The following is a 23783-nucleotide window of genomic DNA, read 5'->3' as shown; positions in this document are numbered from 1 at the left end:
AGGGCAGGATGCCCGTGTGCAGCGACCGTGGTAAGCGACCAGAGGCGAGGATTAAGCGACAAAATCGCCGGGAGCGATTTTGAACATCGGAGCATGGCGACGATGGCCCGGAGGGCGAGGACCAAGGAAGGTCCGAGTAAACGCAGAGCCATGGTTTTGCCTGGGAGGCCCCGCTGACTTTTGCCGAAACAAAAGTACCCCGGCCGCCGGGCCGGGACCCGGCAAACAACAAGCTCGCCCGCAGGGTGCTTCCTCATGGGTGATTAATAACGCGCACAACCAATACAGCGCCACCCGCAAGCTACACTGAACCCTTGGGAACCCAAACGGATAGGAGGTCCCGTGGATACCAACTTGCTGCACCAAGGCACCCTGTGCCTGACCCGCAACGGCGCGGGCTGGATCATGGAGGTAGACCGGGAGCATCACAAGCTGCGCCTGAAGAACCACATCGACGGTCATGAGTTTGTGGCCGACTTCGATGATGTGATTGACGACTTCCACGCCCCGGCACCGGAAGACGAATGGTACTAGTGCATTGCCAGCCCAACAAAAAGCCCAGCTTGTGCTGGGCTTTTTGCTCGCTGCAGACAGCAGGGGGCTAACGGCGGGAAATGGCAGAAAGCAGCTCATCGAATTGGGCCTTGCCGCCCTTCATCGACAACCTATGCACGGCCTGATCGATAAAGATAAAGGCCTCGCCACGGCGCGCCTGGGGGTTATAGCTTGACCAGACCTCCATATCCCCCACCTTGCTGTGGTTAATGTTGGCCTCGGTGATGTCCAAGACTTGGGCCTGCTCTTCGGAGAGAGCTGCCAGCCAGGGCGCAAACTCCTGCCTTAGCCGGGGCTCGAACAGGGAGCGGACAAAGGGCACTTCCATGCCGGTCAGGTCGACCCCCTGGTAGAAGCTGTCACCCTGCAAAGCCTCATGGGAAAAAGACCAATCCCCGTACTGGTAGACCAGCAAGGGGCCGCTGTGAACCAGCGTTGGAGCCGCTGCCAGGCGCAACTGGGCGCCAGCAGAGATCACCAATTTGGGCTCAGCCTGGGCTCCCCCTGCCAACGCCGCCAACAACATCCATCCTTGGACTTTCATTTCCTATCCTCCCGAAGCTGGCTATCCAGTCTAGGCGAAGGGGAAGGGACAAGACAATCCAACAAAAAGCCCAGCTTATGCTGGGCTTTTTGCATCAAGGGCAGGACCTATTCGGTACCGCCGACGGTAATGCCGTCGATTTTCAGGGTCGGCTGGCCAACCCCTACCGGCACCGACTGGCCGTCCTTGCCGCAGACACCGACCCCGGGGTCGAGCTTGGCGTCGTTACCTATCATGGAGATCTTCTGCATCACTTCCGGGCCCATGCCGATCAGGGTGGCGCCACGGATGGGGCGGGTCACCTTGCCGTCTTCAATCAGGTAAGCCTCGGAGGCGGAGAACACGAACTTGCCGGAGGTGATGTCCACCTGGCCGCCGCCAAAGTTGGGGGCGAAGATGCCCTTTTTCACCGAGGCGATGATCTCGGCCGGGTCATGCTGGCCGGCCAGCATGTAGGTATTGGTCATGCGCGGCATCGGCAGGTGGGCGTAGGACTCGCGCCGGCCGTTACCGGTGGGGGCTACCCCCATCAGGCGGGCATTGTGCTTGTCCTGCATGTAGCCCTTGAGGATGCCGTCTTCGATAAGGATGTTTTCCTGGGTAGGAGTGCCTTCATCGTCGATGGACAGGGAGCCACGGCGGTCGGCCAGGGTGCCGTTGTCCACCACGGTAACGCCCTTGGCCGCCACCCGCTGGCCGATACGGCCACTGAAGGCGGAGCTGCCCTTGCGGTTGAAGTCCCCTTCCAAGCCGTGGCCTACCGCTTCGTGCAGCAGCACTCCCGGCCAGCCGTTGCCCAGCACCACTTCCATCTGCCCGGCCGGGGCCGGTACCGCTTCGAGGTTGGTCAGGGCCATGCGCACCGCTTCTCTGGCATAACCCAGGGTGCGCTTCTCGCCGCCGTCCAATTGCAGGAAGTAGTCGTAGCCGAAGCGGCCACCGCCACCGGCGCTGCCCCGCTCCCGGCGGCCGTCCTTTTCCACCAGCACCGACACGTTGAAACGCACCAGGGGGCGGATATCGGCGGCCAGGGTGCCGTCGGAACCGGCCACCAGCACTTCTTCATAGACGCCGGACAGGGACAGGATCACCTGGGTGACGTGGCTGTCGAGCTTGCGGGTGAACTGGTCGGCTTCTCGCAGCAGGGCCAGCTTGTCCAGCTGGCTGAGGCTGTCCAGGGGATTACCCTGGCCGTAGAGGGCGCGGGTTTCAACCGGCGAGGCCACCTTGACCCGGCCCTGGCCACCGCTGTTGGCGATGGAGCGGGCAGCCAGGGCGGCGTCCTTGAGGGTCTGGGGGTTGAGATCTTCGGCGTAGGCAAAGCCGGTCTTTTCGCCGCTGATGGCCCTGACCCCGACCCCCCGCTCGATATTGAAGCTGCCGTCCTTGATGATGCCGTCTTCCAGCACCCAGGACTCGTGGGCGGCCCCTTGGAAATAGAGGTCGGCGTAATCCACCTGATGCTGGTGGATAAGACCCAGGGTCTGCTCAAGGCCGGCGTTATCCAGGCCGGCCGGGGCCAGCAAGCGCTCGGCCACGGTGGAAAAAAGGCTCATCACGACTCCTTGGGCGGTACTACGGCAAAGCGGCGATGCTTATCCAACGGCATGCGCTCACGTACCGCCTCTGTTAATGGGTGGTCCAGCTTGGCACTGACGGTGCCTTCGCCCAGGGTCAAAGATTCCAGTACCTGGCCCCAGGGGTCGACGATCATGGAACGGCCCCAGGTTTCCCGGCCGTTGGCGTGTTCCCCGCCCTGGTTGGCCGCCACCAGGTAGCATTGGCCTTCGATGGCGCGGGCCCGGCACAAAACGTCCCAGTGGGCCTCGCCGGTGCGGGCGGTAAAGGCGGCGGGCAACACCAGCAGGTTGACCTGCTGCTGGCGATACCAGGCAAACAGTTCGGCAAAGCGCACATCATAACAGACCGCCATGCCGATGCGGCCAAAGGGCGTGTCCACCACGGTTGGCCCAGGGCCCCCCACAGTGGTGGCAGACTCCAGGTAGGTGCCGGTGTTGTCGGCCACCTGCACGTCGAACATGTGCATCTTGTCGTAGCGGCCCCGCACCTGGCCCTGGTCGTCTATCACCAGGGACGCAGCGCCGAAGCGCTCTGGGTTGGCGCTTTGGATGGGGAAGGTGCCGGTGACCATCCACACCCCGTATTTGACGCAAAGGGCCTTGAGGGCGTTCTGGATGGGGCCGTCGCCGAAAGGTTCCGCCACCCCCAGCTGTTCCCTGTCCTTACCACCGAAATAGGCAAAGCATTCCGGCAACACCACCAGCCGCTGGGTGCGGGCCAGGTCCGCCAGTTGCCGCTCGACGGCGGCCAGGTTGGCGGCCACGTCGGGCACGGACACCATCTGCAGGGCGGTAACGATACTCATGGCTTGGACTCCTCGGGAACCGGGTTTCTATCGACTGTAGCAGCCTCGGCCGGGGCGGCGGAAGGGGCCTGGGGCTGGTCGGGCTGGCTGTTTTCCGGCGGCTTGGGCAGGGGCACCGAGCCCTTGCGCCGGGACACTTCCTGCAACTGCGGGTTGTCTATGGTGCCGGTCAGGTTAAAGCGGATCTCGGTGACCACGTCGATCACAGGGCCGAAGATCTTGGTCAGGGCATAGACCGCCACCCCGGTGATGGGGGTGACCGCAAAGGCCGCCAGCACCGGCAGGCTGCCGGTGACATTGGGCTTGAAACTGATGTCGTAGGCCAGTTGGCGGCCCACCAGATCGGTCCAACCGGAGGCCTTCATGTCCCCCACCACGCCGTCCATCTCGATTTCATTGGAGCGTAGCACTCCCTGTTTGAGCTCGCCGCCGGCGTTGATCTTGTCGAAGTACAGGCCCTTGTCGAACAGGTCGCGAAAATCCAGGGCCAGCTTGCGGCGCAGGGAGTCGAAGCTGAATACGGTGAGCAGCCTGGCGCCTTTGTCGGACACGTCCGCCACGTAGCCCTGGCCCAGGTTGACCTTGACCCGGCCGTCGACGTTGGCCAGCTTGAATTCGTGGGGGCCGCCGGGCCAGCTCAGCTGCAACTGGCCCTGCATGGGGGCGTCCCGCAGGCTGGTGGCCATGCCCATGGTGTCCAGATAGGTGCCGACGTTGGCCACATCGGCGGCCAGGTCCAGTTCGGTGTAATTGCCCTTGGCCAGCCAGGTTCCAAAACCGCTGATGCGGCCGTCCTTGCCCTGCTGGCGGATCACCGGCAATAGCAGGTCGTCGCCCTGGCCGCGCCCTTCCAGAGTCAGCTGGCCCAGGTTGAAGCCTAGCAGCTGGCATTCGCCGCAGAAGAACTTGAAGGGGGGAATGTCCTTGGGAGCCAGGGCCTGGCTCTGGCTGGCGTCCGGCACCGGCTGCCAACTGGGCAGGTTCAGGCGCTGCAGGTTGATCAACAGCGGCGAGCGGGCCCAGCGGGTGGGCAGCCAGACCTGACCTTCCAATTGCGGGCTGGTGGCGTCCAGCTGCCAGCTGTCGGCCTGGGGCAAGGCGCGGATGCGAATTTTGTCCAGGCTCTGGCCGTAGGCCAGCAGCTTGTCGGCATTGAGGGTGGCTTCGGTCAGAGGCGGCAACAGGCCGCCATGGCCATGCTGGTCCATCTTACCGGCCAGGGCCTTGATCCAGGCTTCCACGTCCACCGAGGACAGGCTGGCCACCAATTTACCTTCACCGGCCCTGGCCTGGGGTGCCGGGGCGTCCCCTACCCCAAGGCCCCAATATTGCACCTGGCCCTTGGCAAAACGGGCCAGACCCCTGGCCTTTGGGCCGAGGTCCAGGCGGATATCCACCCCGGCGTCGTTGCCCTTGGCATTGACCAGCAACGGCCAGCTGTCGGCGGCGTCCTTGCGGGCCGGGAAGGGGTAGGGACTGGCCAGGCCCTTGAGGTTGCTTTGAGCCTTGAGCTTGAGATCAAAGTCGCCGCTCTTGACCAGCAGATCCAAGCGGCCGGCCCAGTCGCTCTCGCCGGTCAGGGTCCACCAGGGGGCTTTGAGCTTGTTCGCCTGGAAACGGCCACCCAGGTCCAGCCCTATCTGGTAGCCCGCCTCCTGTTGCTCGCTGGCCAGGGTCAGGTTCAGGGACTGGTCGTAAAGGCGGGCGCTCAGCCCCTTGGCGCTGAGTTTGTCGTTGTCGAAGCTCAGTTGGCCCTTGAGGTCGGTCAGGTCGAAGGCGTCCAGCACCCGTACCGGGTTGCCGGCCAGTTCCACCTGGCCTTTGACATCGGGGTCGCCACCGGCCAGGGGAATGTCCAACTGCACCCGGCCTTTGACCTCGCCCCCTACTTGCAGCTGGGTCAGGGCCTTGCCGACGGTGCCGGCCAGGGGCGAGGCCTGCATCAGGGCCGCCACCTCGGGGGCCGCCACCTGGGTGCTGGCATCGATATGCAGGCGGGCCTGGTGGTCCAGGCGGGGAATGCGGGCCTCAAGGTGCCCCACCGGCACCCCCATCAGCTGGCCCTTGTCGCTGGCCAGGGCCAGGCCACCGTCTTGGAAACGGGCCTTGACGCTGGCTCCGGTCAGGGCCGGCCAATGGCTGTCGAACTGGAAGTCGAGCCCCTTGAAGCTGGCATCGGCCAGGAAACTGCCGCTGTTGTCGTCAAAGGGGAAGTCGTGGAAGGCCCCTTGCCAGAGCGCGGTGCCGCTGCCTTGGCCCCCTTGCAGGGCCCTGGTCAGGTAGTCGGCAACCTCGTGGGGCAAGGCGGTCAGGGGCAGGTAGGCCCCGGCCTTGCTGGCGTCCAGGCGGCTGACCTGGGTAGCCATGGCCAGGCGGCTTTGCTCACCTAGGTCCAGCTTGCCGCGCCCGGTCAGGGCCAGATCGGCAGTGGCCAGGGCCAGCTCACCGGTACGCAGCTGCCAATGATCGCCCTGGTCCAGCAGCCAGACATCCCCCTTGAACCGGGTCAGGTCGAAGGGGGCAGCGAAATGTGGACCAGGGTCTATGGTGACGCTGTCGTCGTCGATACGGGCTATGCCCTTGTCACCGGCCCAGGACAGGCTCATGTCCAGACCTTTGACCCCAGGCAGCTGGTCCTTGGCGCCCCAGCTCAGGGCCACCTCGGCATTGCCGGCCAGCTTCTGCCCTGGGCTGGCGGCCAGGTAAAGGTCGTTGATGTTGCCGTAAGGTTGGGCCACCGCCAGCCAATGCTTGATGGGGGGCGGCAGCTCACGCCACAGGTTCAGCAGCGGGCTCAAGGGCGCCAGCTTGAGTTTCTGGGCGTAGAGCAGCAGGTCGTCCCCCTGCTTTCGAAACTGCATGGGGCCCAGCTGCCAAGGGGCCTTGTCGGTGCTGACCTTGGCCTTGAGGCTGTCCAGTTGCCAACCGTCGTCGTTGGCTTCGTAGGTGAAGATCCAGTCGTCGACCCGGATGTCGTGGCGGTCAAAACTCAGGTCAGAGTCCCTGAGCCGGGCCTGGCCACCGGTGAGGCGGCCCTTTTGGAAGTCCATCCACACAAGGGCATTGACCACGCCCCTGTCCACCGTCAGGTAGTCACCCAGGAAGGTATTGACCCAGGGGTCCAGGTGCAGGTCCTGGGCGTCCACAAAGAGGCGGGCGTCCAGCTCCTTGAGGCGGCTGTCCAGGCCGTAGAGGTCGAGGATAAAGCGCGCCTGTTGCTGGCCGTATTCGCGGATGCTGCCATAGCCCACCGCCTGGTGGCGATAACCGCTGCCAAGCCAGGACACCTTGCTGACCGCCACGGTGCGCGGCCCATAGCGGGACGGCAACACCAGTTCGGCGTTGGTGACACTGGCCTTGCCCAGTTGTTTTAAGAAGAGGTTTTCCAGTTGCCGCCAGTTGATCGCTTCCTGGCCGCCCTCTTCGCTCTTGGGCCAACGCTTGAGGTTAAGCTCAAGGCCGTCGGCCTGGAGGCTGGCCACCTTGGGCTCCATGGCCACCATGCTGGCCCAGAACCGCAGCCCCACCGACAGCTTGCCGATGTGCAGGTCCAGCTGTTGGTCCTTGTCCTGGAGGTGGACGTCGCCAAACTGGAAAGACGGGCCCAGGCCGGTCCAGTCGCCCTTGGCCGAGCCGATAGACAGGTTCAGGCCCCAGCGGGCGTTGGCCTGGTCCACCAGCCAGGGGCGCACGTCGTCCAGGCGGTGGATAAAGACCCGGGCGGCGGACACCAGCAGGGCCGCCAGCAGCAGGAAGATGGCCAGCAATAACCAGACTTTTTGGGCCAGCCAGCCCAGCGCTGCTTGCACTCTGGCCACTACATCATCACCACATCAAACTGATCCTGGTTGTAGAGGGGCTCTCCCTGGATCTTCACTTCCTTGCCCATAAAGACCACCAACTCGGCCAGGGCATGGGACTCGTCGTCCGCCAGGGCCTCGGCCACCTTGGGCGAGGCATAGACGATAAACTGGTCGGCGTCGTAGGCGCGGTGCACCCTAAGGATCTCCCGCAGCACCTCGAAGCAGACGGTTTCCACCGTCTTGACCCGGCCCCGGCCGTGGCAAGCCGGGCACTCGCCGCAGAGCACGTGTTCCAGGCTCTCGCGGGTGCGCTTGCGGGTCATCTCCACCAGCCCCAGGGCCGAGAAGCCGTTGACCGAGGTCTTGGCCCTGTCCTTGACCAGGGCCTGCTCAAGGCTTTGCAGCACCCGGCGGCGGTGGTCTTCATCGAGCATGTCGATAAAGTCGATGATGATGATGCCGCCAAGGTTACGCAGCCGCAGCTGGCGGGCGATGGCCTGGGTGGCTTCCACATTGGTGTTGAAGATGGTCTCTTCCAGGTTGCGCCTGCCCACGAAAGCACCGGTGTTGATGTCGATGGTGGTCATGGCTTCGGTCTGGTCGATGATCAGGTAGCCGCCGGATTTGAGCTCTACCTTGCGGTCCAGGGCCCGCTGGATTTCGTTCTCCACGTCGAACAAGTCGAAGATGGGCCGCTCGCCGGCGTAGTACTCCAGCACCCGCCCCAGTTCCGGTACGAATTCGTCGCAGAAGGTCTTGAGGCTTTCGAAGGTGAGCTTGGAGTCGACCCGGATGCGGTCCAGCTCGGTGCCCACAAAGTCCCGCAGGATGCGGTGGGCCAGGCTCAGCTCTTCATAGAGCATGCTGCGGGTGGTGCTGCGGGCCCGGCGTTCTTCAATCTTCTTCCACAGGCGGCGCAGGAAGGCGGCGTCTTCCTTGAATTCCCGCTCCCCTACCCCTTCGGCGGCGGTGCGGACGATAAAGCCGCCGGCGCCGTCACAAAAGGGCTCCACCAGTTCTTTAAGGCGCGAACGCTCCTCTTCGTTTTCGATGCGCTGGGACACCCCCACATGGGTGGCACCGGGCATGAACACCAGGTAGCGGGACGGCAAGGTGATGTCGGTGGTGAGCCGCGCGCCCTTGGTGCCCAGGGGGTCCTTGACCACCTGCACGACGATGTCCTGGCCTTCGTGCACCAGCCGGGCGATGTCGCCGGTCTGGAAGGGGCGCAAGTCATCGTCGTCCAGGCCCACCCCGGGGGGGATGATGTCGGAGGCGTGCAGGAAGGCGGCCTTGTCCAGGCCGATATCCACAAAGGCGGCCTGCATGCCCGGCAGTACCCGGCTGACCCGGCCCTTGTAGATGTTGCCCACCAGGCCGCGCTTGGCAGCCCTTTCGATATGCAGTTCCTGCAATATGCCGGTTTCCACCAGGGCGACGCGGGTCTCGGAGGGGGTGCAGTTGATCAGCAACTCGGCGCTCATTCAGTCTCCTTGCCCAGAAATGCCTGGAGCAGCTGCTCCGTTTCCATCAAGGGTAAGCCTACCACGGCGAAATAGCTGCCGGCCAAGTGGCTGACAAAGCGCCCGCCCCGGCCCTGGATGCCGTAGCCGCCGGCCTTGTCGGCGGGCTCGCCGCTGTGCCAGTAGTCGGCGATTTCCTGGTCGCTGAGCACCTTGAAGCTGACGGTGCTGGTCACCACCTTGGACAGGGTGCGGCGGCCGTCGGAAAAGGCGATGGCGGTATGGATAAGATGGCTGCGCCCGGACATGGCCCGCATCATGCGGGCAGCATCCATCTGGTCCAGGGGCTTGACCAGCAGCTGGCCGTCCAGCTCACCGACGGTGTCGGCACCCAGCACAGGGCGCGGCTCGGCGGCCAGGGCGGCACCCGCCTCGGCCTTGAGCCGGGCCAGGCGCTCCACCAGGGCCAGGGGGGTTTCCCCGGGTAGGGGCGACTCGTCCACCTCGGGGCGCAATACCTCGAAGGGGCAGTCGAGCAGGGTCAAGAGTTCATGGCGGCGGGGCGAGCCCGACGCCAGGTACAAGGCATTGTTCAACATCAACGGATCCGGAAACGGCGTCTCAGGCGGCGCAGCAGGGGGAACAGCCAGAACCACATGGCGGCGCTGGTCAGGGCCGGGAAAAAGTAGTGGCCGGTGATGGCCACGCTGTTGGCCACATGTTCCACCCAGTACACCAGCATCAGTTTGGCGGCCACCAGCAGCCCCACTATGGCGGACTGCTGCCAGAGGGAAAAGTTGCGGATCTTCTGAAAATTCAAGGCGGCCACATAGATGACCATGGTCAGGGCCAGGGCATGGACCCCCATGGTGGAGCCCAGCAGTATGTCCATCACCAGGCCGCAGAACCAGGCCACCCCGACACTGACCCGGTGTGGCAGCGCCAGGGACCAGTACAGCAATACCAGGGCCAGCCAGTCGGGCCTGAAAGGGTCGAACAGCAAGGGCATGGGCAACATGGCCAGCACCATGGCCACCAGCAGTGACAGCCCTATGACGATGAAATTCATTGGCTGGCCTCCTGCTCGGCTTCGCCTTGCTGGGCCGGCTCGGCCTCCTGATGCTGCTGGCCCTGGCCTGGCCAGATCAGCAGCAGGTAACGGACCCGGTCCAACTGTGCCACGGGTTCGGCCAGCACCCGCGCAAAGGGCTTGCCTTCATCGGAAAACACCGAGGTGACCTTGGCCACCGGGTAACCCTCGGGGAAGCGCCCCCCCAGGCCCGACGATAGCAGCAGGTCCCCCACCTTGATGTCGGAGCGGTGCGGCACGTGGTTAAGGCTCAGCTCGTCCAATTGGCCGGTGCCGGCGGCGATGGCGCGGATGCCGTTGCGGGCCACCCGTACCGGCACCGCATGGGTGGCGTCGCTGATCAGCAGTACCCGGGCCGAACTGGGCCCCACATTCACCACCTGGCCAATCAGGCCCTGGGCGTCCAGCACCGGCTGGCCTTCGTAGACGCCGTCACTGCGGCCACGGTTGATCATGATCTGCTGGCTGAAGGGGTCCGAGTCCACCGTCATCACCTCGGCCACCAGCTTGCGGCTGGCGGTACGGGCCTGGGAGCCCAGCAAGGCGCGCAACTGGTTGTTCTCCTCCTCCAGGAAGGTCAAATGCTGCAGGCGTTCGGACAGCAGCAACAGCTGGTCCTTGAGCCGGGCATTCTCCTCCTTGAGGTGGGAACGGGTGGTGAGCTCTTCCGAGCCCCAGCGCAGGGCGCGGGTAGGGGCGTCGGCCAGGTACTGGATGGGGGTGACCAGGGAATTGAGATAAAAGCGGACCCCATCGAAACGATGTTGCCAGCGGTCCAGGAAAATGATCACAAAAGACACCAGCACCAACAGCAGCAGACGCCACTGCAGTGAGGGCCCTCGGGAGAAAATCGGCTTCATAAGGGCAATTGGGCGCCCGCAGGCGCCCTTTTCATTATTCTTCGCTGAAGATATCGCCGCCGTGGATATCGATCATCTCCAGGGCCTTGCCGCCGCCACGGGCCACACAGGTCAGGGGATCATCGGCCACCACCACGGGGATACCGGTTTCTTCCATGAGCAGGCGGTCGAGGTCCTTCAACAGGGCGCCACCGCCGGTCAGTACCATGCCGCGCTCGGAAATGTCGGAGGCCAGCTCGGGCGGGCACTGCTCCAGGGCCACCATGACGGCGCTGACGATGCCGGTCAGGGGCTCTTGCAGGGCCTCGAGGATTTCGTTGGAGTTGAGGGTAAAGCTGCGCGGTACCCCTTCGGCCAGGTTACGGCCACGGACTTCCAGTTCCACCATCTCTTCGCCCGGGTAGGCGGCACCGATGTCGTGCTTGATGCGCTCGGCGGTGGCTTCGCCGATCAGGGAGCCGTAGTTGCGGCGCACGTAGTTGATGATGGCTTCGTCGAAGCGGTCACCACCGATACGCACAGAGGAGCTGTACACCACGCCGTTCAGGGAGATCACCGCCACTTCGGTGGTACCGCCACCGATGTCCACCACCATAGAGCCGGTTGCTTCGGAGACCGGCAGGCCGGCACCGATGGCGGCAGCCATGGGTTCTTCAATCAAAAATACCTCGCGGGCACCGGCGCTCATGGCCGATTCACGGATGGCGCGGCGTTCTACCTGGGTAGCCCCTACCGGCACACACACCAGCACACGGGGGCTGGGGCGCAGGAAGTTGTTCTCGTGCACCTGTTTGATGAAGTGCTGCAGCATCTTTTCGGTGACGTAGAAGTCGGCGATAACGCCGTCCTTCATGGGGCGGATCGCCTTGATGTTACCCGGGGTCCGACCCAGCATCTGTTTGGCGGCATGGCCCACGGCGGCAACCGACTTGGGGCCACCGGCGCGCTCTTGACGGATGGCGACCACGGAAGGCTCATTGAGGACTATGCCTTTCTCGCGTACGTAGATGAGGGTATTGGCGGTACCAAGATCGATGGACAGATCGTTGGAAAAGAGACCACGGAGTTTCTTGAACATGGGGAAGGCGGATCCTGTCTTTGCGCAAACGGATGCTTTGTTAATCGGCTAACTTTACCAACGGCCTTGGTTATCCACAAGCAAGCAGGCCCCGCTGCGAAGCCGCTATTCAGATTTAATTGTTATAACTGGGATTTGGGTCCGATCAGGGGCTGTTTTGCCGCCAGATCTCCTGCCAGTAAATCTGCTTGTCGTTACCTCGAAAGCGCCCAAAGTAGCCATTGGCCTGAGGGTCCTGCTGGCCGGTGCTGGCCGGGTCCCAAGGGAACTTGAGCCAGTCGGCCACGGCGGCGGCCATGGTGACCTGGCCCGGTTCTCCCGGGGCGCTCAGCGCCAGAGCGCCATAGGGGCTCTGGCCGGCATGCAGGGCTACCCCCGTACCCTGCGGCCCTGTGGCCAATCCATCGGGATTGGCAACCAGGCTGAGGGCACCAGGGGCTACCTGGGTACAACTGTCGTCGGTATTCCCTATGTAGTAGCGACCATTCCAGTACTGGGTCTTTAACTGTATTGGCAGCGCTTCGTCTTCGGGGCCGCTGGCGTCCTCCAAAAGGGCCCGGCCGAAGCGCAGGCTGGCGATGGGTTCGCCCCAACTTTTGGCGCCGCTCAGGGGCAGATCGGCGTTGGCTATCTGGGTATGGCGGTCGTAGGGATTGGCGCCGTGGTCCTCGTTATCCACAAAGCGCACCCCAAGGGGAACGGCGCTAAAGGGGCCGTCCGGGGCTGCCAGTTTGTCTAGCTGCTGCTGGGTGTTGACCAGCGCCTGGCCCGCCCCCCAGCTGGGGGTCAACAAGGGGTCTGCCAGCCGGGCCGACTGGTCGGCCCCGGCAAATTCGCTGGTAAAGCGCAGGCTGCCCTTGGCAAAGCTGCCCTGGTAGTTGCGGGTCAGCGCGCCAGCCAGGTTCTGGGCACTCAGGGTGCCGGCCAGGGTCACCGGCTGGCCCATGTAGGTAAAGTTGCCGCACTGCTGGCTGAGGCTGTCGGCGGTCAGGGCCACCCTGGCCGGCACAAAGCGGCCCAGGTCGGCGCTTTTGGCCACCGGCATGGTGAAACTGCTTTGCTGATAAGGAGGCGGCGTGGCGGTAAGGCGGAAGATACCCACTTCGCTGACGGCCTGCTCCAGGCTTTGGCTGGCGCCGGGGCTCTTTTGGTGGTGGTAGCTTTTTGTTAAGACAGTGCCGGCCTCGCCGCTGGCTGGCGCCACCAGCTCCAGCCCCAGGGGCAGGTCGCCCTGGTCGTAGCTAGGGGTAACGGTGTTGTCGCAAAAATTGCTGTCACCCTCTGCCTGCCAGGCCATGGCGGTGATGCTGATGGGGAAGCTTTCCCCGGCGAAGCGGTAGATGGGGCAGTTGGCGTCCGCCGGCAGGCAGCTGACCTGGGTGCTGATGCAGAGCCCGGCCGGGGAGCTGACAAAGCTATCTGCCCCGGCCATGACCAACCCGGCCTCCAGGCCGCTGCCCCGGTAGAGGGCGTCCAGCTGAACCTTACCGGCATCGCCGTAGTTCACGCTGATAGAGCTCTCACCCTGGTTGTTAAAATGCAGGTCAAGGTAGGTGGGGTTGGCGCTACTGGCGCTGAGCTCGGTGTTGTTCACCTTAACTGGCCAATTGGCCACCCGGGGGCTGGTGTCGCCGCTTTGCTCGATATAGCTGGACCAGAACCCCAGGGACTTGTCGGTGTTGGCGAAGGCCGGCACGCATTTTTGGCTGCTGTCGCTCTTTTTCACCGCTTTTAGCAGGATGTCGGTCGCCGTCTTATTGGCGATGAGGTCCGGCACGTCAAACACAAAGCCGCTGTCTGCCGCCGTCAAGGTGCAGTCGCTGCTGGGGGTGCCGCCGTCCCGGCGGCATTGGGTGGCGCCAAAGGCCCGGGTGGAGGGAATGGACGACGGTACCCCCAGGGTCACAGTGGCGGCCGTGGTCTGCTGGAAGCTGACCACGGCCGTGCCGCCGCTGAAGGTCACAGGGTTGGCGCTCCAATTGCCGCTTGGGCTCAGGCTGGCGGTGACGCTGTCGGTGTAGAGCTGGCTGCAATCGGCGTTGAGGCAGGCCTTGATGGTCACCTGGCTTGGGTTGCAGGTCAGGGCGCTGCTGGCATAGGCCAGTTCGAAGTGATCTATCTGCTGGCCGATGGGATTTATCTGGGCGGCACAGACCTTGAGGTTGTCAAAGCCGTGGTAGTTGTTGACGCTGCCGGTGGAACCGGTAAAGGACAACAGGAAGTTCTCTGGCAGGCTGGCCTGGGCCAGGCTGGTCAGTACGTTATAGGGCGCCACCAACTGGCTGTAGTTGCTGCCGCTGCCACTGCTGTCCCTGTCCACCGCCACGGTGACCGCATTGGCGCTGGTGGAGTCCACCGTGACCCGGTAGCGGTGCCCCGGCGCCGGGGTATTGGTGCCACGCACATCTATGGCCGGGTTCAGGGTGCTGGTGCCGGTCAGGTAGCGGTAGCCATCGCTACCATTGCCTGAGCCCCGCACCGCCACGGCGTCGGCCCTGCTGCCGGGGCCGCCGATGCGCCCTTCGGTGGCGTTGGAATAGTTGCCGAACTCGTCCAGCCCCACCCCCAGCCAGCCGCCGGCAAAGCCGTTGATGCCGCTTTTCTGGGCATAGCCGAGGGAGCCGCCGAAAGCCCCGGCCAGGGGGGTATAGGTGGCGTCGGACAGGATCACCGCCATACCGTCGGCACCGGTGCCGGACTGGGGTGACCAGCCATAGTAGTCGAACTCCACCACCACCTTGTTGCCTCTGGCGGGCAACAGCCGCTGCAGGGACAGGGCGGTGGACTGGTTGTTGCTGGCCTCGGTCAGGCGCAGGCGGCCGTTGACTATGGCCGGGCTGAAGTTGCCGGCACTGCGGGAGGTGACCCAGTCACTGCCCAGGCTGCTGCGGTTGTCGAAGTTGTCGGTAAAGCATTGCAGGGCAGCGCCGCATTGGCTGCGCTCGCGCATCAGCTGGGCCACCTGGCCGTCAGTCAGGTCGCTATTGAAGATACGCAGTTCATCCAGGGCGCCGCTATAGGGGTAATTGCCGTTGTTGTAGCTGCCCAGGCGCAGGCTGTAGCTGTTGCCCCCGCGCAGGGCCTCGTCGTAACTGGCATAGCTGTCTTCCTGGCCATTGATAAACAGGCTCTGGCGGCCATGGCGGTAGCGGATGCTAACGTGGGTCCAACTGTTGGCGACCAGGACCCTGTTACTGACCAAGACCCTGTCGTAACCCACCCAAGGCCGCCAGAGGTAGTTCTCCCCTTCCCATTGCCATTGCAGGCGGCCGTCGCTGCGTAAAAAGAGGCTGTAGTTGGCCTCCTTGGCCACCAGCGCCATGTCGCTGCCCAGGCTGGCCGGCCGCACCCAAAGCCCCAGGGTGAAGCTGTCCCTCATGTCCAGCAGGTTGTTGTCGGCCGCTTCCAGGTACTGGTTGCGACTGCGGTTGAAGACGCCGTAGCGGCAGGTGCCCAGTTGGTCCACGGCCGGCAGGGCCGGGTTGCTGTCGCTGGTGCTGGCACCGTTACGAGCCTGGCCGTTAAGGCCATTGCCGGAGCTGTCTTCCACTTCTCCGGCCAGCCCATACCAGAGCTCCTCATTGAGGTGCCAACTGAGCACCGGCGCCGGAGGCGGTGCATTACAGGCACCCGCCGGTACCGAGTCGGGCAGGCAGCTGCCGGTCACGCTACTGCTGCCGTTGACATAGACATGCTGGTAGCTGGGGGCGGTGAGATTGCCATAGACCTGGGAGTCGTTGAGGGTGATGGGGCCGGCCCCCGTGGTGCTGATGGCTACAGGGGAAGCACTGGTACCCAGACTGCTGTTGCTGGCTGTGACACTGTTGGCGCCAGAAATAGTGCCGCTGGTCATGGTGACGCCGCTCAATATGACGTTATTGGCCGAAGTCATCACAAAGTCGCCGCTGAGGGTGCCGCCGGACAGGTTCATGCCCGAATTGGCCTGGGCGCCCCCTAACAGGTCGGTGCCGTTGCTGGTCAGGGTGTTGCTGGAGGAGGTGACCTTGCCAGTGACCTTGCCGCCGGTCAGGCTGATGTTGCCGGCGGTGCTGATGGTGCCATTGACCGTGGTGCCCACCAGGGTGATGGGACTGCTCTGCCCCTCCAGGTTGCCGTAGATCACCGTGGTGACGCTGGTCAAAAAGCCACCATATTGGGCTTGCAGGTGAATGGGCGCCCCGGCACTGCCCACCTGGGCGTTGGTCAGGCTAAAGCCGTTGTTGGCGACAATGATGCTTTCACCCGCCGCCACCAGCACGTCGCCGCTGGCCAAAGACACCAGGCCGTTGCCGCTGCACTCGAAACGGTTGCCGCTAACCACCCAACTGGTGGAACAGCTGGGGTACTGGCCGGCGCTGAGGTTGTAGACGGCGCCAAAGGCCAGGCCTTGCCAGGCCAGCAGCGCCAGGGCCAGCCACCTCATTCCCCTACCTCCACCGCCAGTTGCCGGCTGGTGGCAAGGCTGCCCCCTGTGCACTGGCCGGTGCTGGTCAGGCGCAGCACCCGGCCGGGCAGGTCGGCGTCCGCCGATTGCTGCTCGGCGCAGCTCAGCCGGTAATGGCAGCCGGCCAGGCCGGGGGCGGCAAGGGCCTGGTCGCCACTGGACAACAGGCTGCAACTACCCAAGGTGCCGTTGAGGGGATAAAGGCGCACCAGGCCGGCCTGGATACCGCTTTGGGCGGCCAGGTAGGCGCGGCTGCCCAGCACCTCATAGACCAGGGTGCCGGACTGGCGGTTAAGGAGCGCCAACAGCCCCGCCACCAGCAGGGCCATCACCACTATGATGAACACCGCCACCGTCAGGGCGCTGCCTTTTTGCCGGCCTGCCTCAGGGAACATTGGGGATATGAACCTCCAGGTTGAAGAACATGGCGTCCTGACTGAGGGTGCTGAATGGCAACAACAGGTGCACCACCGCATTGCGCTGCAACACCGGGGCGTCGTAACGGAACAGCGGCCCCACCCCGGACTGCACCCCTTCGGCCATCAACGCGCCACCGGCCAGGCCGCCACCCGGCAGCGGTTGGCTGGCCTGGAAACCATAGCCGCCAAAGCGGTAGACGGCCTGGCCCTGGCGACAATAACTGACCGGCGCGGCCCCCAGGTACAGGCGGCGACTGGGTGAGTCCTTGCTGAACCGGCTGCTGGCGGCCAGGGTCAGCAGCAGGGTGCCGTCGGCCTCGGCATCGATGCTGGCCAGGGCCGCCAGCCGCTGGTCATTCCCTGGCGCCCCATACAACTGGGCCGGCTGGGTGGGGTTGATGATCACCCAAACCTGGCTGCCGTAAAGGCCCTGGTTCCAGTAGGGCGCGGCCAGGGTCGACAAAGCCCGCAGTTGGCTGCCGGAGGCGGGGCGCACCGGGGCGTCCAGGTACTGCATGGCTCCGGCCATGGGCACAAATTCCAGGCAGTCGCCGTCGGCGGACACCCGAATACTGTTGGGCACGGCGTTACGCAGCTCCCGGCTCAGCCGCTCCACCAGAAAGCGCCCCTGGTTCAGCACCTGCTCCCGGGCGGTGCTGTCCACATAGACCTGGCTGCCAAAACGCAAGTAGCCGTAGGCGCCCAGGCCGATGATGCCCATCAGCAGGATCACCGCCACCAACTCCAGCAGGGTAAAGCCCTTGGCCTTGTTCACCAGTTCCCCCTGTAGGCGGCGAAGCGGATGGCGCTGCCGTCCGGCGGCGTTACCGTCACGTCGATACGTTTGGCCTCGCGGTTGGCCAGGCCCAGGGCGGCGCCGTCGTAGCTGATCTGCACCTGCACCCGGTATTGGCGGTATTGGTCCAGCAGGGCCTGGTCGAGGATGTTGGTGATGGCGTCTCCGCGCACATCCAGGCCATGGTAGTCGTCGACATCGTCATAGCCGGTGCGGCTCTCGCCGCCGTCCGGGCCCAGGTTGGCCGCCGGGGTACAGGGGGGAGCGCCGCTTTCGCCGCAGCGCTGGCGGCCACCGGCCCGGTCGGACTGCTCGTCAAAGGCCTTGGCCAGGATCTCGTTCATCAGGCTCTGGCCCAGCTCGGCGGCCCGAACCTGGTGCCAGGGGTCTGTGCTGCGTAGCGCAAGAGGCAGCAAGCTGGCGGTGATGAGGGTCACGGCTATGCCCAGCACCAGCATGCCCACCACCAGTTCAATCAGGGTGACGCCGCGCTGGCGCTGAGGCCTTAACATGGGTGCATATACCCCTGGGGTTCTATGCAAAAGGCAGCGTTGGCCAATGCCAGGCGGCAACCGGCCTGGCATTGGGAGAGATTGCCCAGGGCGTCGAAGTCCAGGGCCTGGGGCAGAGCCGAGGGGCTGCCGCCGGCACTGAAGACAGGGGCACTGCTTTGAAAATGGATACTGAGGTCGGCCTCGCCACCCGGGCTTTGGGCGGCGCAACCGCTGAGATCGTCAACCACCATGCCAGTGTCCGCCAGGATCAGGCGGTGGCAGGCGTCGCTGTGGGTTTGCTGCATGGCCAGCATCTGCACCCGGCGCAGCAGGGAAAGGGCCTGATCCCGGTCCACCACTTCCGCCACACCGCCAGCGCCGACAAAACGGCTGGCCACGGCAACGGCCAAGATGCCCAGGATCAGGATAACGGTGACCAGCTCTACCAGGGTAAAGCCGCTATTAGCTTTGGCCAAGGTAGAGCCGGGCATGGCAATTAACCGCAGTTGACTTGGGTTTTCGCCGCTGCGGAAGCAGAAGCAGCCTCGGTGTAGACAACCTGGCAACCGGTGTCTTCGGCGTATTGGAAGGTACCGGCGGCACCGGATACTTCCGCCCAGGGGTCGCTGACGTCGATGACATTTTTAACGTCAGCTGCGGCAGGGTAGCCGTAAACGGTATTCACGGTGCCAATGGTTGCCACCGCCACAGAAGCTGCGGCCTGATCTTCGTTCCCAGCAATTAGGGACTTGGCGTAGACCATCTGGGCAGCCCCCTTGATGGACGCTTCCACGCCCTGGGCGGTGGCCTTCTTGGCATCGTCCTGCAGGTCGATGAACTTGGGTACGGCGGTCACGGCCAGAATGCCGAGGATGATGATCACCACCACCAGCTCAATCAGGGTAAAACCTTGTTGTTTTTGCATCTTGATACTCCCTTGGTACGTCGGTACTAAAGCCTAGTTATTGTTGAAGACCATCACCTTGCCGGTCTGTGGCTGGTAGGTGAAGCTGTTGCCCACACCGGCGGTGCCGTAGTCACCGGCCGCTGGAAGCGAACTCTTGTTGAGGGTGGCGATAAGGTAATAGACGCAGCGATCGCCGTTACCGTCGCTTTGCATCCGCACCAGGTAGCGGTTGTTGGCAATGGCACCGTCGCTGGTGGTGGCCCTGGGGGGGCTTTGCAATATGGCGTCCAGGGTGGCCAGGCAAGCATCGGCAGTCATGGCGCCGGCATGGGCGCTGTCGGCCCCCACAGGGTAGCCGTTGTCGCCGTCCACATAGATGTTCTCGCCGTCCAGCACCACAGAGGCGCCGGCGCCGTTGTTGTCGCCCTTGGGGCGCCCTTCCACTTCCCACTCGGCCCGCACCAGGCCCACGGCGCTGGCAAAGCCGCCGGCCACCCCTTCGACAGTGGCGTCCTGGGCGTCGTCGGTCACATCCAAAAAGCGTGGCAAGGCCACGGCGGCCAGCAGGCCCAGAATGACAATGACGATCACCAGTTCGATCAACGAAAAGCCCTGTTGCCTTTTCACTCTTGCGCTCCTTGTTGTAAGGCCTTCACCTGGCCTGTCGCCGGCCAGTAGCCAAATCCTTGTTGTCCCAATTGGTAACGGCAGTGGTCCTGTTGCCAATCGATGCTTACCCGCTGGCCGTCCAGGGCGTCCGGCAGGCCCAGTTTGTCCCACAGCTGCCAGCAGGGCCGGTCCGGCCAGCCCTGGCGGTTGACGGCCAGCGCCTGGCCCTGCCAATGAACCAAGCTACCCCCGTCCCTTTCCCAGAGCACCCGCACCTGGGCCAGCTCCTTGAGGAAATGCTCCCTGGCCTGGCCCATCCAGGGCCCGCTCAGCAGTTGGTTGTCCGGAGCCCTGGTGCTGGTGCCCCACAAGAGGGTCACCAGCACCAGTACCGCCAGCCCCAGATACAGGCGTCGGCTCATCAACCCTGACCTTTGTAGGCGCGCATCAGATCCCACATGGGCAGGAAAATGCCCAGGGCCAACAGCAGTACCAGGCCAGCCACGAAGACGATCAGGATAGGTTCTATCTTGGCGGTAAGGTTGGCCAGGTCAAAGTCCACCTCTCGCTCGTAAAAGCCGCCGGCTTCGGCCAGCATGTCATCGATGTTGCCCGTTTCTTCCCCCACTGCAAACATCTGCAGGATAAGGGGCGAGAAGAGCCCACTTTGGTGGCCGGTGCGCAGCAGGGTGTCCCCCCCTTCTATGCCCTGGCGCATGGCCAGGATCTTCTGCTTCATCCAGCTGTTGTCCACGGCGTCCGCCACCAGGGTCAGGGCCTGGGGCAAAGGCACGCCGGCCTTGAGCATCATCCCCAGGCTGCGGGCAAAACGGGCCAGCAGGGCGCGGTTGATGATGGACCCCATGATCGGCAGCCTGAGCTTGCGCTTGTCCCAGGCCAGGCGCCCGGACGGGGTGGCCAGCCAACGCAGCCAACCTACCAGCAATGCCACCAGGGCCAGCAGCATCCAGTACCAGTAATGGACAAAGGCATTGGAGGTGGCGATAAGGATGCGGGTCGGCAGGGGCAGCTCGGCCTTGAAACGGGCAAAGATCTGGGCGAACTGGGGGATAACCATCAGGTTCACCACCACCATGGCCACCACTATGGCGATCACCACCATCACCGGATAGCGCACCGCTGCCTTGACCCGGCGCCGGGTCTCCTGCTCCTGGGTCAGGTGTTCGGCCAGCTGCAAGAAAGCCTGGTCCAGGCGCCCGGTGTTCTCCCCAACGTGGATGATGCTCACATAGAGGTGGCCGAACACCTTGGGATGGCGGCTCATGGCGGTGGACAAGTTACGCCCCGCCTCCAGCTGCTGGCTGAGATCCTGCAACACGGCGCGCAGGGCCTTGGAAGGGCTGGTGTCGGCCATGCCGGTGATGGCCCGTAAAATAGGGATACCGGCCTTGGTCAGGGAATACATCTGACGGCTGAACATCAGCATGTCGTCCAGCCCGACGCGAGGCCCCAGCCAATCGAGGTCCAGGCTGCGCCGGGCCGGGCGCAGGGACTGGGCGCGGATACGCCGCCCCAGCAGCTGCTCGAAGGCGGCCTCCTGGCTACTGGCCTCTATCAGGCCCTTGACCTGCTGGCCGTTGGCGTCGCGGCCCCGGTAGTAGAACTGGCTCACCCCAGGCTCTCCTCAGTAGCGTCCCAGAGTTTCAGCACTTCCTCCACCGAGGTGATGCCCTGACGGGCATAGTCCAGGGCCATGCTGGCCAGGGGCCGGTAGAGGGGGTGGCGCTGGGCGGCCAGGGTAAAGGCCTGGGGGTCCTGGTTGCGCATGGCCTCGTTCATGGCCCCGTCCAACTCCAGCAGTTCGAAGACGCCGATACGGCCCCGGTAGCCGGTGTGATGGCAGGACTGGCAGCCATGGGGCACCTTGAAGGGCTGGTCACTCAGATCGGTGCCCGCCAGTTGGTTGATCAGCAATTGGTCCTTGGCATCGGTTGGGCCAGGGCGGGCGCATTTGGGACAAAGGCGGCGCACCAGGCGCTGGGCCAGCACCGCCCGCAAGGCGCTGGCCACCAGGTAACCCTGGGCCCCCATGTCGATAAGGCGCAAGGCACAGGTGACGGCGTCGTTGGTATGCAGGGTGGACAGCACCAGGTGGCCGGTGATGGCGCCCCTCAGGCCAATGTCCACCGTCTCCTCGTCCCGCATTTCCCCCACCATCAGAATGTCAGGGTCGTGGCGCAAGGTGGTGCGCAGCACCTGGGAAAAATCCAGGCCTATCTTGTGGTTGACCTGTACCTGGTTGATGCGGGGCAGCCGGTATTCCACCGGGTCCTCGACTGTGATGATCTTCTTGGACGCTTCGTTAAGCTCGGCCAGGGCGCCATAGAGGGTGGTGGTCTTGCCCGAACCGGTGGGGCCGGTTACCAGCACCATGCCGTGGGGGCGTTTGAGGTTACGGCGAAAATGCTCGATAAGCTCTGCCGGCATGCCGGTGTCTTCCAGGCGCAGCAGCCCGGCGGACTGGTCCAGCAAACGCATGACCACCGCCTCGCCGTACTGCACCGGCATGGTGGAAAGGCGCACATCGATGTTGTGGCCCCGCACCTGCATGTGGAAACGGCCGTCCTGGGGCAGGCGTTTTTCCGAGATATCCAGGCCCGCCATCAATTTCAGGCGCAGCACCAGGGCGCCGGCCACCCGGGCTTCCTTGAGCACGTTTTCCTGCAGTACCCCGTCGATACGCTGGCGGATACGCAGCTGGTTCTGCTCCGGCTCGATATGGATGTCGGAGGCGCGCATCTGCACGGCGTCTTCAAACAGCGATTGCAGCAGGCGGGCCACGGTGGCACCGCCCTCCCCTTCGTCCCGCACCAGGGCGCCGAAGTCAAAGTCCGCCGTCTCCTGGTGTTCCTCTTCCAACTGGGACGCATAGGACGCTATTTCCTGGGTACGCCGGTAGAGGCCGTCGAAGGCGTGCAGTAGCTGGGCCTCTTCCACCACCGCCAGCCGCAGCTGACGCGGTGCCAGGCGCTGCTCCAGGGCATCAAGGGCCTGTAGGTCTGCCGGGTCAGACATGCCGATAAGGGCACTGTCTTGGTCGGCTTCCAGCACCAGGGCCCGGTAGCGGCGGGCCAGCACTTCCGGTACCAGCTTGGCCACCTGGGGGTCCAGGCGCCGCTCGGCGATGTCCAGGTAGGGGATCTTCAGCTGCTGGGACAGGAAGGTCAGCAACTGGTGCTCGCTCAGGTAGCCCAGCTCCACCAGGGTCCGGCCCAACTTACGGCCCAGGCGCTTCTGGCTGGCCAGGGCGTCTTGCAGCTGGGAGTCGGTGATGATCCGTTCCGATACCAGCAGGTCGCCGAGGCGCATTTTCAGGCGGGGTTGGGTCACTGTGCTGCTCCTAAAGACTGCTGGCGAGCCAGGGCGTACTGGCGGGCCTCGGCGGAAAGCTCGGGGGCCTGGGCGGCATGGCCAAAGGCCTGGGCCGCCTGGGCAGGCTGGCCCTTGGCATCCAGGGTCAGGCCCAGGGCCAGCCAGAGCCGGCCGTCCCCGGGGAATTGGCCAAGCAGGGCCTGATATTGGGCCTCGGCTTCGGCCAGGTGGCCGGTAAGGCGGGCCAGCTCGGCTTTCAATTGCTGCCCCTCGCGGCTGGCCGGGGTTAACCGTTGCAACTGGCCGTAGGCGGCGTCCAACTGCTGCTGGCGCACCAGCAACTGGGCACTGGCCAGGCTCACTGCCGGGTCCAGATCGGCCAGGGGCGCCAACACCGCCAGGGCCTGGTCGGGCTGCTGCTGTTGTTCGTAAAGCTGGGCCAGGGCCAGGCGCACCCGGGCCTTATCGGGTGCCAGCTCCAGGGCTTGGCGCCACTGGCCTTCGGCTTCCAGAAGTTGTTGTTGCTGGAAGGCCAATAAGCCTTCCTGGTAGTGCTGGTCGGCCTGGGCCTGGGGGCTGAGGATGCGTCTGGCCACCTGGGGAGCGGGCGGGGCCGCAACCTTGGCTGGCGCTGCTTCGGGTAGAACCGCTTTAGGTAGGGCCGCTTTAGGTAGGGCCGCTCTAGGTAGAGCCGTTTCAGGTGCGGTTGCTGCCGGCATGGTCTCTGCGGGCTGTACCGCTTTAGCCAGCACCTGGGGCGCCAATTGCTCGGCCGCGCCGAGCGGCTCAATGGCGTCCTTGGCCGCTGGGGCAGTCTCGGCTGGGGCCGGGGCCACAACCTCGGCCCCGGCGGCCTGGTACGGTTCAGGGCCGGTGGCGGCAGCGGGCCTCGCCGGCACCACCGGAATGCTGGCCTGGGGGGCGGCCTTGGCCAGACCCTTATGGCCAAGCCACCAACCCAGGCCCAGCAACACCAGGGCCGCCGGCACCAGCCACCAGGGG

21 protein-coding genes are annotated in these 23783 nt (G+C 64.5%); 1 reads left to right on the top strand and 20 read right to left on the bottom strand.

Annotation, left to right across the window (positions count from 1 at the left end):
* Window positions 1-342: 342 nt before the first annotated feature.
* A complete protein-coding gene (locus B3C1_RS18330; protein WP_008486676.1) occupies window positions 343-534 on the top strand; it encodes a hypothetical protein in 192 nt (63 codons plus the stop codon).
* Window positions 535-601: 67 nt separating this feature from the next.
* Here the strand turns inward: B3C1_RS18330 and B3C1_RS18325 are convergent, their stop codons facing one another.
* The 20 genes from B3C1_RS18325 to B3C1_RS19575 form a co-directional block, all read right to left on the bottom strand.
* Window positions 602-1099: a hypothetical protein gene (locus B3C1_RS18325; RefSeq protein WP_156804627.1), complete on the bottom strand. Its 498-nt coding sequence runs from the start codon at window positions 1097-1099 to the stop codon at window positions 602-604.
* A 107-nt stretch (window positions 1100-1206) separates the two neighbouring features.
* Entirely contained in the window at window positions 1207-2655 is a 1449-nt protein-coding gene (gene tldD, locus B3C1_RS18320) for a metalloprotease TldD (protein WP_008486674.1), read from the bottom strand.
* Window positions 2655-3485, bottom strand: coding sequence for a carbon-nitrogen hydrolase family protein (locus tag B3C1_RS18315; protein ID WP_008486673.1), 831 nt, complete (start codon window positions 3483-3485; stop codon window positions 2655-2657). The genes tldD and B3C1_RS18315 overlap by 1 nt, the downstream gene beginning before the upstream one ends.
* Window positions 3482-7294, bottom strand: coding sequence for a YhdP family protein (locus B3C1_RS18310; protein ID WP_192813406.1), 3813 nt, complete (start codon window positions 7292-7294; stop codon window positions 3482-3484). The genes B3C1_RS18315 and B3C1_RS18310 overlap by 4 nt, the downstream gene beginning before the upstream one ends.
* Window positions 7295-7302: 8 nt before the next feature.
* Window positions 7303-8772, bottom strand: a complete 1470-nt coding sequence (rng, locus tag B3C1_RS18305; protein ID WP_008486669.1) for a ribonuclease G — start codon at window positions 8770-8772, stop codon at window positions 7303-7305.
* On the bottom strand, window positions 8769-9350 hold the full coding sequence (locus B3C1_RS18300; RefSeq protein ID WP_008486667.1) for a Maf family protein: 582 nt from the start codon (window positions 9348-9350) through the stop codon (window positions 8769-8771). Before B3C1_RS18300 ends, rng begins: the two co-directional genes overlap by 4 nt.
* Window positions 9350-9820, bottom strand: a complete 471-nt coding sequence (gene mreD / locus B3C1_RS18295) for a rod shape-determining protein MreD (protein WP_008486666.1) — start codon at window positions 9818-9820, stop codon at window positions 9350-9352. Before mreD ends, B3C1_RS18300 begins: the two co-directional genes overlap by 1 nt.
* Entirely contained in the window at window positions 9817-10701 is an 885-nt protein-coding gene (gene mreC, locus B3C1_RS18290) for a rod shape-determining protein MreC (RefSeq protein ID WP_008486665.1), read from the bottom strand. The genes mreD and mreC overlap by 4 nt, the downstream gene beginning before the upstream one ends.
* Window positions 10702-10735: 34 nt before the next feature.
* Window positions 10736-11779: a rod shape-determining protein gene (locus B3C1_RS18285; RefSeq protein WP_008486664.1), complete on the bottom strand. Its 1044-nt coding sequence runs from the start codon at window positions 11777-11779 to the stop codon at window positions 10736-10738.
* Window positions 11780-11924: 145 nt separating this feature from the next.
* On the bottom strand, window positions 11925-16202 hold the full coding sequence (locus B3C1_RS18280; RefSeq protein ID WP_008486663.1) for a DUF6701 domain-containing protein: 4278 nt from the start codon (window positions 16200-16202) through the stop codon (window positions 11925-11927).
* Complete coding sequence (locus B3C1_RS19580; protein WP_008486662.1) at window positions 16199-16618, bottom strand: hypothetical protein; 420 nt, start codon at window positions 16616-16618, stop codon at window positions 16199-16201. The genes B3C1_RS18280 and B3C1_RS19580 overlap by 4 nt, the downstream gene beginning before the upstream one ends.
* A complete protein-coding gene (locus B3C1_RS18270) occupies window positions 16608-17417 on the bottom strand; it encodes a PulJ/GspJ family protein (protein ID WP_008486661.1) in 810 nt (269 codons plus the stop codon). Before B3C1_RS18270 ends, B3C1_RS19580 begins: the two co-directional genes overlap by 11 nt.
* Window positions 17414-17950: a type IV pilus modification PilV family protein gene (locus B3C1_RS18265; protein ID WP_008486660.1), complete on the bottom strand. Its 537-nt coding sequence runs from the start codon at window positions 17948-17950 to the stop codon at window positions 17414-17416. The genes B3C1_RS18270 and B3C1_RS18265 overlap by 4 nt, the downstream gene beginning before the upstream one ends.
* On the bottom strand, window positions 17944-18408 hold the full coding sequence (locus tag B3C1_RS18260; protein WP_192813405.1) for a type II secretion system protein: 465 nt from the start codon (window positions 18406-18408) through the stop codon (window positions 17944-17946). The genes B3C1_RS18265 and B3C1_RS18260 overlap by 7 nt, the downstream gene beginning before the upstream one ends.
* 20 nt (window positions 18409-18428) lie before the next feature.
* Window positions 18429-18857: a type II secretion system protein gene (locus tag B3C1_RS20780; protein ID WP_008486654.1), complete on the bottom strand. Its 429-nt coding sequence runs from the start codon at window positions 18855-18857 to the stop codon at window positions 18429-18431.
* 33 nt (window positions 18858-18890) lie between these two features.
* A complete protein-coding gene (locus B3C1_RS18250; RefSeq protein WP_008486652.1) occupies window positions 18891-19466 on the bottom strand; it encodes a type II secretion system protein in 576 nt (191 codons plus the stop codon).
* Complete coding sequence (locus tag B3C1_RS18245) at window positions 19463-19870, bottom strand: hypothetical protein (protein ID WP_008486651.1); 408 nt, start codon at window positions 19868-19870, stop codon at window positions 19463-19465. The genes B3C1_RS18250 and B3C1_RS18245 overlap by 4 nt, the downstream gene beginning before the upstream one ends.
* Entirely contained in the window at window positions 19870-21081 is a 1212-nt protein-coding gene (locus B3C1_RS18240) for a type II secretion system F family protein (protein ID WP_008486650.1), read from the bottom strand. The genes B3C1_RS18245 and B3C1_RS18240 overlap by 1 nt, the downstream gene beginning before the upstream one ends.
* Entirely contained in the window at window positions 21078-22799 is a 1722-nt protein-coding gene (locus B3C1_RS18235) for a GspE/PulE family protein (RefSeq protein WP_008486649.1), read from the bottom strand. The genes B3C1_RS18240 and B3C1_RS18235 overlap by 4 nt, the downstream gene beginning before the upstream one ends.
* The coding region (locus B3C1_RS19575; protein WP_008486648.1) for a tetratricopeptide repeat protein at window positions 22796-23783 on the bottom strand (988 nt) is incomplete at its 5' end. The genes B3C1_RS18235 and B3C1_RS19575, both read right to left, overlap by 4 nt.

This window comes from Gallaecimonas xiamenensis 3-C-1 (genome assembly GCF_000299915.1).
In the GTDB taxonomy this organism is placed as follows: Bacteria; Pseudomonadota; Gammaproteobacteria; order Enterobacterales; family Gallaecimonadaceae; genus Gallaecimonas; species Gallaecimonas xiamenensis.
The sequence above is the reverse complement of the archived record's forward strand: the minus strand, read 5'-3'. Positions and strand labels throughout refer to the sequence as shown.